The 10498-nt window shown below is 71.1% G+C and carries 11 protein-coding genes and 1 pseudogene; 8 read left to right on the forward strand and 4 right to left on the reverse strand.

The genetic code is table 11. The annotated features are described in order from the left end of the window. The 4 genes from ABT08_RS10685 to ABT08_RS10700 form a co-directional block, all read right to left on the reverse strand. The coding region (locus tag ABT08_RS10685) for a phosphoketolase family protein (RefSeq protein ID WP_288114926.1) at positions 1-1681 on the reverse strand (1681 nt) is incomplete at its 3' end. 58 nt (positions 1682-1739) lie between these two features. After that, positions 1740-2600, reverse strand: a complete 861-nt coding sequence (locus ABT08_RS10690; RefSeq protein WP_056207382.1) for a F510_1955 family glycosylhydrolase — start codon at positions 2598-2600, stop codon at positions 1740-1742. A gap of 117 nt (positions 2601-2717) precedes the next feature. After that, positions 2718-3332, reverse strand: coding sequence for a DUF305 domain-containing protein (locus tag ABT08_RS10695; protein WP_056207384.1), 615 nt, complete (start codon positions 3330-3332; stop codon positions 2718-2720). A gap of 100 nt (positions 3333-3432) precedes the next feature. Further along, on the reverse strand, positions 3433-3903 hold the full coding sequence (locus ABT08_RS10700) for a DUF6153 family protein (protein ID WP_056207386.1): 471 nt from the start codon (positions 3901-3903) through the stop codon (positions 3433-3435). A gap of 155 nt (positions 3904-4058) precedes the next feature. Between ABT08_RS10700 and ABT08_RS10705 the strand changes: the two genes are divergently transcribed. The 8 genes and pseudogenes from ABT08_RS10705 to ABT08_RS10740 all read left to right on the forward strand — a co-directional run. Then, a complete protein-coding gene (locus ABT08_RS10705) occupies positions 4059-4523 on the forward strand; it encodes a DUF6153 family protein (RefSeq protein WP_005049597.1) in 465 nt (154 codons plus the stop codon). Between the two features lie 394 nt (positions 4524-4917). Next, positions 4918-5589 carry a M23 family metallopeptidase gene (locus tag ABT08_RS10710; protein WP_005049595.1) on the forward strand — a complete coding sequence of 224 codons (672 nt, stop codon included), beginning with the start codon at positions 4918-4920 and terminating at the stop codon, positions 5587-5589. Then, positions 5589-6479 (forward strand): prolipoprotein diacylglyceryl transferase, encoded by an 891-nt coding sequence (gene lgt / locus ABT08_RS10715; RefSeq protein ID WP_005049593.1) that lies wholly within the window; start codon positions 5589-5591, stop codon positions 6477-6479. The genes ABT08_RS10710 and lgt overlap by 1 nt, the downstream gene beginning before the upstream one ends. A gap of 112 nt (positions 6480-6591) precedes the next feature. Then, positions 6592-8103, forward strand: a pseudogene (resB, locus tag ABT08_RS10720) (cytochrome c biogenesis protein ResB). Further along, positions 8087-9085 carry a c-type cytochrome biogenesis protein CcsB gene (ccsB, locus tag ABT08_RS10725; RefSeq protein ID WP_056207393.1) on the forward strand — a complete coding sequence of 333 codons (999 nt, stop codon included), beginning with the start codon at positions 8087-8089 and terminating at the stop codon, positions 9083-9085. The pseudogene resB and the gene ccsB overlap by 17 nt, the downstream one beginning before the upstream one ends. Positions 9086-9110: 25 nt before the next feature. Next, entirely contained in the window at positions 9111-9386 is a 276-nt protein-coding gene (locus ABT08_RS10730) for a hypothetical protein (RefSeq protein ID WP_005049588.1), read from the forward strand. Positions 9387-9405: 19 nt separating this feature from the next. Beyond that, positions 9406-10035 (forward strand): TlpA family protein disulfide reductase, encoded by a 630-nt coding sequence (locus tag ABT08_RS10735; protein WP_005049587.1) that lies wholly within the window; start codon positions 9406-9408, stop codon positions 10033-10035. Beyond that, positions 10035-10498, forward strand: a 464-nt coding sequence (locus ABT08_RS10740) for a cytochrome c biogenesis CcdA family protein (RefSeq protein WP_288114931.1), incomplete at its 3' end; no start/stop codon positions are given. The genes ABT08_RS10735 and ABT08_RS10740, both read left to right, overlap by 1 nt.

A 10498-nucleotide genomic window follows, 5' to 3' on the forward strand; every position in this document is an offset into this window, starting at 1 on the left:
GGGCGAGGTCGATGAACCCGGGGTCCTGGTGAGAGAACCCGTTGTGGTCCTGCCGCCAGACGTGGCTGGAGAGCAGGTAGTTGAAGCTCGGGATCGGGTCCCGCCACGACACCTCCCGGGCCGCTTCGAGCCATTTGGCGTGCTGGTTGAACATCGAGTCGACGATGTGGGTGAACGCCTCGTAGCAGTTGAACAGCCCATGCCGGCCGGTAAGGACGTAGCCCTCGAGCCAGCCCTGGCACTGGTGCTCGCTGAGCACCTCCATCACCCGCCCAGTCGGGGCCAGGTGCTCGTCGACGGGCTCCACGGCCGCGTTCCACTGCTTGCCGGTGGCCTGGTAGACGGGTGGGGCGAGCCGGTTGGAGGCGGTCTCGTCCGGGCCGAAGATGCGGAAGTTGTCCGGGTTGTCCCGGATCACCCCCGCCAGCCACTCGCCCAGCACGCGGGTCGCTTCCCCGGTTCCCGCACCCCGCTCGGCCGGGTCGACCGGCTGCGCGTGCTTGTGGAAGTCCGGGAGCCGCAGCGGGACGGTGAGTTGTCCGCCGTTGCCGGCCGGGTTCGCGCTCATCCGCCGATCCCCGTCCGGGGCGATCGCGACCGTGGCCGGGCGGGGGGCGCCGGTCACGTCGAACAGCTCGTGCGGGCGGTAGGACGCCAGCCAGTCCTCGAGGATCCGCAGGTGCTCGGGATTGTCGCGGACCTCGGCGAGCGGCACCTGGTGTGCCCGCCAGGTGCCCTCCACCGGCAGACCGTCGATGATCTTCGGGCAGGTCCACCCCTTCGGGCTGCGCAGCACGATCGCCGGCCACGCCGGCCGCCCCTCCAGCGTCCCGGCCGCCGCGGCGGCCTTGATGTCCGCGATCTCATCCAGCACCGCATCCAGGACCGCCGCGAACGTCGCGTGGGACTCCTGCGGGGTCTCGCCATCGAAGCCGACCGTGACGACGTGGGGGTGATGGCCGTAGCCGCTCAGCAGCGCGACCAGCTCTTCCTCGGGGATGCGGGACAGCACGGTCGGGTTGGCGATCTTGTACCCGTTCAGATGCAGGATCGGCAGCACCACCCCGTCATGGGCGGGGTTGAGGAACTTGTTGCCGTGCCACGCGGTCGCCAGCGGCCCGGTCTCCGCCTCCCCGTCACCGATCACGCAGGCGACCAGCAGGTCGGGGTTGTCGAACGCGGCCCCGTAGGCGTGCACGAGGGAGTAGCCCAGCTCCCCGCCCTCGTTGATCGACCCGGGCGTTTCCGGGGACGCGTGCGAGGGGATCCCGCCCGGGAAGGAGAACTGCCGGAACAGCGCCCGCAGCCCCTCTTCGGTGCGGTCGATGCCCGGGTAGCGTTCGGTGTAGGTGCCGTCGAGGTAGGCGTTGGCGACCATGCCGGGTCCGCCGTGCCCGGGCCCGGTCACGTACAGGGTGTTCAGGTCGCGGTCGCGGATGGCGCGGTTCAGGTGGGCGTAGAGGAAGTTCAGGCCCGGGGTGGTGCCCCAATGCCCCAGCAGCCGCGGCTTGATGTCGTCCCGGCTGAGGCGGTGGCGCAGCAGCGGGTTACCCTGCAGGTAGATCTGCCCGATGCTCAGATAGTTCGCCGCCCGCCACCACGCATCCACCGCCGCCAACTGCTCGGCGGTGGCATCAGTGGTGCGGTGCGCCCACGCGGGGGGTGCCGGTGTGGGGGTCATGGTCGGTCTCCTTCCGATCCGCGACCGCTCGGGTCGCGCCAGGTGCGAATGACGGTGGTCATGGTGTTGCCGCCGGGATGAGAACGGTGGCGGTGTTGTCGCGGATCCAGACCACGCCGCGGTCATCGACCAGGACGATCGCACCGTCCCCGGTGACCCCGAGGGCTTGGACGGTTCCCGTGGTGGTGCCGACGTTCTCCCAGCCGGTGCCGACTAGGCGTCGCAACGTCCCGTCGGTGTCCACTCCGACCACCCCACCGGTTGGGTCGGTCTCCACCAGGTACAGCACTGGCGCGTCCGGCGCCGGGGTGAAGGTGGCGCCACCGTCGGTGCTGTGCTGCAGCCCGTCCTGGGTGGCGGCGTACAGGGTGCCGTCGGTCGCGGCGGCCAGGTCGACGGCGGGCAGCTCGGCACCGTCCGCCCAACTCTGCCCGCCGTCGCTGCTGGTGCGCAGCAGCAGCCGGGAGGATCCGATCCCGTACAGGGTGCCGTCGCCGGTGACGGTGAGGACGTGGAAGTCCTCTTCCCCGGTGAACGCGACCGGTTCCCACGAGGCGCCGGCGTCGAGGCTGCGGATGATGCCGAGGTTGGGGGCGCCGAGCTCCGCCGGGGTGGACGGGCCGGGGTGCCCGGACGCGTAGAGGGTGTCACCGGTAGCGGTCAGTCCCATCGCGTCCAGGTCGATGCCACCGACCGGGCCGGTGACGGTGCCGTCCTCGCCCAGCGTGTACAGGCCGGTGTGGGTGCCCAGCAGCACGGTGCTGTCACCGGCGTCGACGATGCCGTGCACATGCCCGAACCCGGCCGCGGTGCCCGCGGGGGCATCGGGCTCCGCAGGGGTGGTGCTGCAGCCCGTGAGCAGCAGCGCGACGGTGACGGTGGCCGTGATCGCCAGTCTGCGGGTGGTGGGAGAGATCATGAACGGAGGTCCTTTCCGTGCGGGTACGCCGGATACCGGTGACCGCACAGGGGTCGAGGGTGGGGCCTCGGACGGGACCGGCATCGGGAGCGCGGGTCCCGTCCGAGGGGTACCGGGTCAGAGGCTGGCGAGGATGTCCTGCATCGTGGTGATCTCGGCGGTCTGCCCGTCGATGATCTGCTGCGCGAGGGCGGCCACGTCCGGGTTCTGTCCGTCGGTGAGCACCGACTGCGCCATCGTCACGGCGCCCTGGTGGTGAGCGATCATGCCGTTCAGGAACAGGCGGGTCGCCTCGACCCCGGTCGCGGCATCCAGAGCGGCCATGTCGTCCTCCGACATCATCCCGCCGCCCATGTCCATGCCGTCCATCCCGGACATGGAGTCGTCGTACGGGACGCCCCACTCCTCCAGCCAGCCCTTCATGGTCTGGATCTCCGGGTCCTGTGCGGCCTTGATCTGCTCGGCGAGGGAGACGACTCGCTCGTCGATGCCGTCTTTCGCGAGGATCTGATCGGCCATCTCGATGGCCTGCTGGTGGTGCGGGATCATCATGGTCACGAACATCTCGTCCGCGGCGTTGAACGCGGCGGCGGACTGGGAGGGGGCGGTGCTGGTCATCCCCCCGGGTCCGTGGTCCATGCCGGGCATGGTGCCGTCGGTGGGGGCGCAGCCGGCGAGCACGAGCACGGTGGCCAGGGCGCCGGCGGTCAGCGTGAGAGTACGAAAACGCATCAGGGGTGTCCTTGTCTATTCAGTCGGTGAGGGTCTGATTCAGTGCCCGGGAGGGCAGGGTGCAGCATCCCCGGCAAGGGTCGCCGGGGTTCAGGCGGAATCAGGTGCGACTGATGGACAGGACAAGCAGTGAAGGCGGGCGGGGATGCGGCAATCCGACCAGCAGAGTCCGGGTATGGGAGCGCGAGCGGGCTACGGCGTATGTGAGAAGGGCACGGGACGTCGGGGCGAGCAGGACGATCACCGCGGCCAGCAGCGCCAGCACGCACACCATCATCAGCATCGAGTGATCCGGCATCCCCGCAGGGCTGCCGCACCCGTCCTGGCAATGCCCTCCAGCGCCCTCCACCGCAGCTGCGGTCATCGGCGTATCGTCGGCGGCGGCTGGTGCGGAGCCGACCTGGCTGTGCGTGCTCATCGCGCTGGTCTCTGATGCCAGGGCGGGCTGGTGGGAACCGGTCAGGACGTGCATGGACAGCAGCCCGGTGATGATCGCCAGGGCGATCGGACCGGCCAGCAGGAGCCGTCGCACCCCGGGGGTCAGACGCGCGTGCGAGCGAATCACGTTCACGACCGACCTCCTTCCCGTCCAGGGTAGCGGTGCCTTGCCTCCGCGACACGGTCAGAACACCACGCACGGGAGCGGGTGCCCCCTACCACTCAGCATATACCCATCCGGGGTATCCAGGATGGGTATCGCTTCGGGGATGGCTACCCGCCCGGGGTATGCTGGGCGTGATCGAGGAAGGGGCGTCGACGGTGAACCAGGTGGTGGCGCGACGGCGGGCACTCGGGTCCCGGCGTGCCCTGTGGTTCTACCTGGCCGCGGTGACCGCGATCATCGCGGGGCTGCTTGCGATGCATTCGCTGAGTCTGGAAGAGGACCAGGCGGGCACTGTCGTGTCCGCCTCCGCAGTCGTTGCGGCCCCCGATGCCGCCGCTGATGTCCTGGTCAGCGGGGTGGTGACGCCCTCGTGCGATGAGACGGTCTGCGGGACGTCTCATGCTTTCGCTGCCGTGACGTGTCTGCTCGCGTTGCTGACCCTGCTCATCCTGGTGCTCCCGGCCCGGGACGGGTGGATGTCGCTGCTGGCGTGGCTGCGATCCCTCCCCGGCAGGTCGAGCTCGTTCACGTCCGGGTCGCCTCTTCTGCGGCCCTCCCTGATCGTGCTGTCGATCAGCCGCACCTGATCAGCACCCCGCCCGCGCCCGCCGCCTGAGCCGCCGCCGGCGCGTGATGTCGCCGACGGTCCACGATGTGCGGCCCGCAGGCGAGCGCGACCCGTCTGCGGCAGCGCCATGGGTGATCCGATCCCGGATTCTCGCCGTGCACTCCGGGCCGCGGCTCCCGGTTGGACCGTGTGACGGCGACCGTGCGCACCTTCATCGTCCCCCTCATCCAGGAAAGTCTTGTATGCCCGAACCCGCCCCCTCCACCCCGACTCCCGGTACCGGAACGCGCCGTGCGGCGAGAGCCGCCCTGTCTTCCCCACCCGTCCAGACGCGACGCGATCGACGCCGTCGGCCCACCCGTGCCGCCCGGACACCTCGACACGCGCCGCGCCGCACGCTCACCCGATCCCGGATGCTCGCCGGCGCGGTGATGCTCCCGGTCGCGTCGATCGCCGGACTGCCGTTGCTGATCCCGTTGACGCCGGAGCCGGTGTTCGCCGTCGAGGCGACCCGCACCCCGGTGCGCGCCCAGTCGTTCACCACCCCCGACACCGTCACCGGGACGGTGATGGTGCGCGGGGACTACACGGTGGCGGTGACCGCCCCCGTCGGGACCGAGTCGTACGCGCACACCGCGGACACATTCACCAACGACCCGGCATCGGCGGTGCAGTGGCCGTTCACCGTGGGAGTGCCGATCAGCAGCACGTTCGGGTACCGCACCCCGCCATGCCCGTCCTGCTCAAATTTCCATGCCGGACTGGACATGACCCCCGGGATCGGCACCCCGATCCAGGCGATCGCCGACGGGGTGGTCACCACCGCGACGGAGCAGGGCGGCGCGTACGGGGTGTACGTGGTGATCCGGCACGAGATCGACGGGCAGGTCGTGGAAAGCGCGTACGCGCACATGCGGGAAGGGTCCCTCGCCCTGACCCCGGGACAGACCGTGCGGGTGGGGCAGATGGTCGGCCGGGTCGGGGACAGTGGACGCAGCTTCGGCGCACACCTGCACTTCGAGATCCGCACCGGAGGCGAAGCGGTGGACCCGCTGGCGTGGCTTCCGGCGAGGGTGAGGCCCTGATGGACGCACTCCTCATTGTGGCTCCGGCGCTGATCCCGAGCCCGGGGATCAGCTTCGTTCAGGTCGGTCCGTTCCAGATCCGGTTCTACGCGCTGGCGATCCTGGCCGGGATCGTGCTGGCGGTGCTGATCACCGGCCGTCGGCTGCGGGCGGTCGGGCACCCGGCCGGGGTCGTGGTGGATGTGGCGATGTGGGCGGTGCCGTTCGGGATCCTCGGCGCCCGGATCTACCATGTGCTCACCCATCCCGGCGACTACTTCTTCCCTGGCGCGGACCTGTGGCGGGTGCTCTACATCTGGGAAGGCGGGATCGCAATCTTCGGTGCGATCCTGGGCGGGCTGGTCGGGATTGTGATCGGCACCCGTCGCGCCGGGATCCCGGTGCTGCTGTTCCTGGACGCGCTCGCGCCGGGGATGCTGGTCGCCCAGGCGGTGGGACGGCTGGGGAACTACTTCAACCAGGAGCTGTTCGGCCCGCCCACCACCTTACCGTGGGGGCTGCAGATCGACCCCTCAGCCCCCGCGATCCCGCCGGGGACCCCGGCGGGGACCCTGTTTCATCCGCTGTTCCTGTACGAGCTGCTGTGGAACCTGGCCGGTGCCGCCGTGATCGTGCTGCTCGAGCAGCACCGCCGCCGGCACGGCCGGATCACGCTGGGCGCCGGGCGGAGTCTGGGCGTGTACCTGCTGTGGTACGGGGCGGGGCGGGCGGTGCTGGAGTCCATCCGGCTGGATCCCACCGAGCTGCTCGCCGGCGGGCTGAAAGCGAACGTGCTCACCGCCCTGGTGGCCGCCGTACTGGGGGTCGGGCTGCTCGCCCACGCCTCCTGGCGCGCCCGCCGCCGCGCACCCGTCCGGGGGAGGGGGGATGCGCGTGTCGATCCGCAATGAGCAGGCCCCGCAGCTGCCCGCCGATCACGTCGACCGGCCGGTGGAGGAGCGCACGAATCCGCGCCTGAGCGTGTCGGGGTGGGCGCGGTGGGCGTGGCGGCAGCTGACCAGCATGCGCACCGCCCTGGTGTTGTTGCTGCTGCTCGCGGTGGCCGCGATCCCCGGGTCGTTGATCCCGCAACGCTCCTCCGACCCGAACGGGGTGATCCAGTTCGACAAGACCAACCCGGGCTGGATGTGGGCGGTGGACCTGCTGCAGCTGCACGACGTGTTCGGGTCGGTGTGGTTCTCCGCGATCTACCTGCTGTTGTTCGCGTCGCTGATCGGCTGCGTCATCCCCCGCATCCGCCACCACCTGACCGCGCTGCTCGCCCCGCCCCCGGCCACCCCCCGCAACCTGTCCCGCCTGCCCGCCCACACCCGCCGCGTCCTCCCCGACACGCCCCCCGGTGCGGTCTTGGACGCGGCCGAGAAGGCGCTGCGCCGGCAGCGGTACCGCACCCGCCGGGTCCGCGGCGACGACGGACGGGACTCGGTCGCAGCCGAGCGCGGCTACCTGCGGGAGACCGGGAACCTGCTGTTCCACGTGGCGCTGCTGGCGGTGCTGGTCGTGGTCGGCGTCGGCGGCGGGTTCCGGTTCACCGGGCAGCGGGTGCTGGTGGAGGGGCAGACGTTCGCGTCCACCCGGATCGCGTACGACTCGTTCACCGCCGGCCGGTTCATCACTGACACGCAGATCCCGGCGTTCTCCCTCACCCTGGACCGGTTCCGCGTCGACTACGTCCTGGACAACGTCAACGCGCTCGGCATGCCGAAGACGTTCGACGCGCAGGTCACGACCACCACTGGCGGCACCCGGCAGGCCTCCAGCATCCAGGTCAACGAGCCGCTGCCGGTGGCTGGCACCGACATCTATCTGCTCGGCAACGGGTACGCCCCCACCCTCACCGTCCGAAACCCGGCCGGGAAGATCGTGTTCCGTGACACGGTCCCGTTCCTGCCGCAGGACGCGAATTTGACCAGCTTGGGCATCGTGAAGGTTCCCGACGGGCTGGCCGAGCAGGTCGGCCTGGTCGGGATGCTGTACCCCACCCGCGCGACCACCGCCTCTGGGGCGTTCGCGTCCAGCTACCCGGACCTGCTGGACCCGGTCGTCACCTTCAACGTGTACGTCGGCGACCTGGGCCTGAACACCGGGGTCCCGGTGTCGGTGTACGCACTGGACACCAGCACCCTCACCCAGATCGCCGGGCGGGGCACCCCCACCCCCGCCCTGCAGTTGGTCCCCGGCACCCCGGTTCCGCTGCCGGACGAGCTGGGCACGATCGAGCTCGGCCCGATCCCCCGATTCGCGTCGCTGTAGATCGCCGCCGACCCCACCCAAACCCCCCCTCTGATCGCCGCGGTCGTCGCGATGGCCGGGTTGGCCCTGTCCCTGTTCGTGCCCCGCCGCCGCCTTTGGGTCCGCGCAACCACCGGCCGGGACGGCGGCACGGTGCTTGAGGTCGCCGGGCTCGCCCGCGGCGACGACCCCCGCCTGCAACCCACCGTCGACACCCTCGCCACCCGCCTCACCCCTTCCCCCGCACCCCTTCGAGGAGGCTCTGATGACCCCGTTCCTTGACGCCCTGTCCCTGCTGCTGGTGTACTCGGCGATCGCGATCTACGCCGCCGCATTCGTCGCCTACACCCTTCACCTCGCCCGCCGCGCCAGCACCCCTGCCGTCCCGGTCACCGTCCGGGTGCCGGTCACCGCCGGCGCCACCAGCACCACCGACCCGGACCTGGCAGGCACACCCACCGCCCCCGCCCCCGACACCGCACCCGGTGCCGCCGCTGCCCCGGGGGGCGGACGGGGGGCGGGGAAGGCGGCGCGGGTCGGGTTCGTGTTGACCGTGCTGGGCTGGGTGTTCCATCTTGCCGGGGTGGTGCTGCGCGGGGTCGCCGCGGACCGGGTGCCGTGGGCGAACATGTTCGAGTTCTCCCTCACCGGCACCGCCCTGATCATCGCCACCTTCCTGGCCGTGTCGCTGCGGGTGCGGCTGGCGTACCTGGGCAGCGCCGTGCTCGGGCTGACCGTGCTGCTGCTCGGCGTCGCGACGGTTAGCTTCTACGTCCCCGTCGCCCCCCTGATGCCCGCCCTGCAGTCCGGGTGGCTGGTCATCCACGTGCTGGTCGCGCTGCTGGCGACCGCGTTCTTCGGGCTCGCGTTCCTCGTCTCCCTCACCTACCTGCTCACCACCCGCCGCCGCGGCCTCCCCTCCCGGCTCACCCGGCTGCGGGACAGTCTGCCCGGGCCGGAGGATCTGGACCGACTCGCATACCGGCTGACGATCGTCGGGTTCATCCTGTGGACCTTCACCCTGATCGCCGGGGCGATCTGGGCCGGCCGCGCCTGGGGCAGGTTCTGGGGGTGGGACGTGAAAGAGGTGTGGACGTTCATCATCTGGGTGCTCTACGCCGGATACCTGCACGCCACCGCCACCCGCGGCTGGGCCGGCACCCGCGCCGCCTGGCTGTGCATCGTCGGCTTCGCCGCCGTGCTGTTCAACTTCGGCGTCGTCAACGTCTTCTTCACCGGGCTGCACTCCTACTCCGGACTGTGACCCGCCCCCTGCGAAAGGACCGCTCATGACCCGCACCACCCCCCGCCCCGCCCCAGCTGAGGACCCACAACGCGCCTGGCGGCGACACCGCCTGCTCGTCCGGGTCGGCCAGGCCCTGATGGCCGCCGGCGCGATCGTCGCGATCATCCACTGGCTCGCGCACCTGGAAGTGTTCGGCCCCGGCCAGCCCTCCGGCTGGCTCGACCTGGTCGCCGGGTACCCGACCGGGGCGCTGCTGCTGATCACCGGCGCCATCCTCGCCGGCCGCCGCCGCCCCACCAGCAAGAGCACGAACACCTGACCGACCGGAGTGATCCCGCATGCGCACCCCCACCACCCTGACACGCCCACCCCGCCGCGCCGTCACCGCCGCCGCGGTCGCCGTGTTCGGCGCGCTCGTCCTGCTTCTGGCCGGGTGCACCGCCCAGACGCCCGGCCTGTTGTCCTCCTCCCCGTCCCCGGGGTATCTGTCCGCGGACGAGACCGTGCGGGAGATCCCCGCCGACCAGCGCGACGACCCGGTCACCTTCACCGGCACCACCGACACCGGGGAGCAGGCGGATTCCACCGCGTGGGCGGGTTCGGTCGTTGTGGTGAACTTCTGGTACGCCGCCTGCCCGCCCTGCCGTGCCGAAGCGCCCGACCTGGAAGCCCTCGCCCAGACCTACCAGCCCGACGGTGTCGTGTTCATCGGCGTCAACGTGCGCGACAGCGCCGACACCGCCGCCGCGTTCGAGAACCAGTTCGGCATCACCTACCCGTCGATCCTGGACGCCACCACCGGCACGGTGCAAGCCGCGTTCGCCGGGAAAGCCGCCCCCGGCGCCGTGCCCACCACCATCGTCCTGGACCGCACCGGCCGGATGGCCGCCCGCATCATCGGGCAACTGCCCACCCGCACCACCCTCGCCGCCCTCATCGACACCGTCCTCGCCGAGACGAGCCCCTGATGGGGGAGATCATCACCGCCGGCAGCATCTGGGCCGCCCTCCCCCTAGCCCTCCTCGCCGGGCTGGTGTCCTTCGCCTCCCCCTGCGTGCTCCCCCTCGTGCCCGGCTACCTCGGCTACCTCACCGGCACCACCACCACCGCGGGGGTCTCCCGGTGGCGGGCGCTGGCCGGGACCGGACTGTTCACCCTCGGCTTCTCCGTCCTGTTCATCGGCTACGGGGCCGCGTTCGGCGCCCTCGGGGCCTGGCTCATCCGCTGGCAAGATCTCCTCACCCGCATCCTCGGGATCGTGGTCCTGCTGAGGGGGCTCGAGTTCCTCGGCGTGTTCCGGCTCTTCCAACGCACCGCGAAACCCGCCATCCACCCACCCAGCGGGCTGGCCGGAGCTCCCCTGCTCGGCATCGCGTTCGGGCTCGGCTGGACCCCGTGCCTGGGCCCCACCCTCGCCGCGATCTCCGCCCT

This window comes from Microbacterium sp. SCN 71-21, assembly GCF_001725695.1.
Taxonomy (GTDB): Bacteria; Actinomycetota; Actinomycetes; order Actinomycetales; family Microbacteriaceae; genus Microbacterium; species Microbacterium ginsengisoli.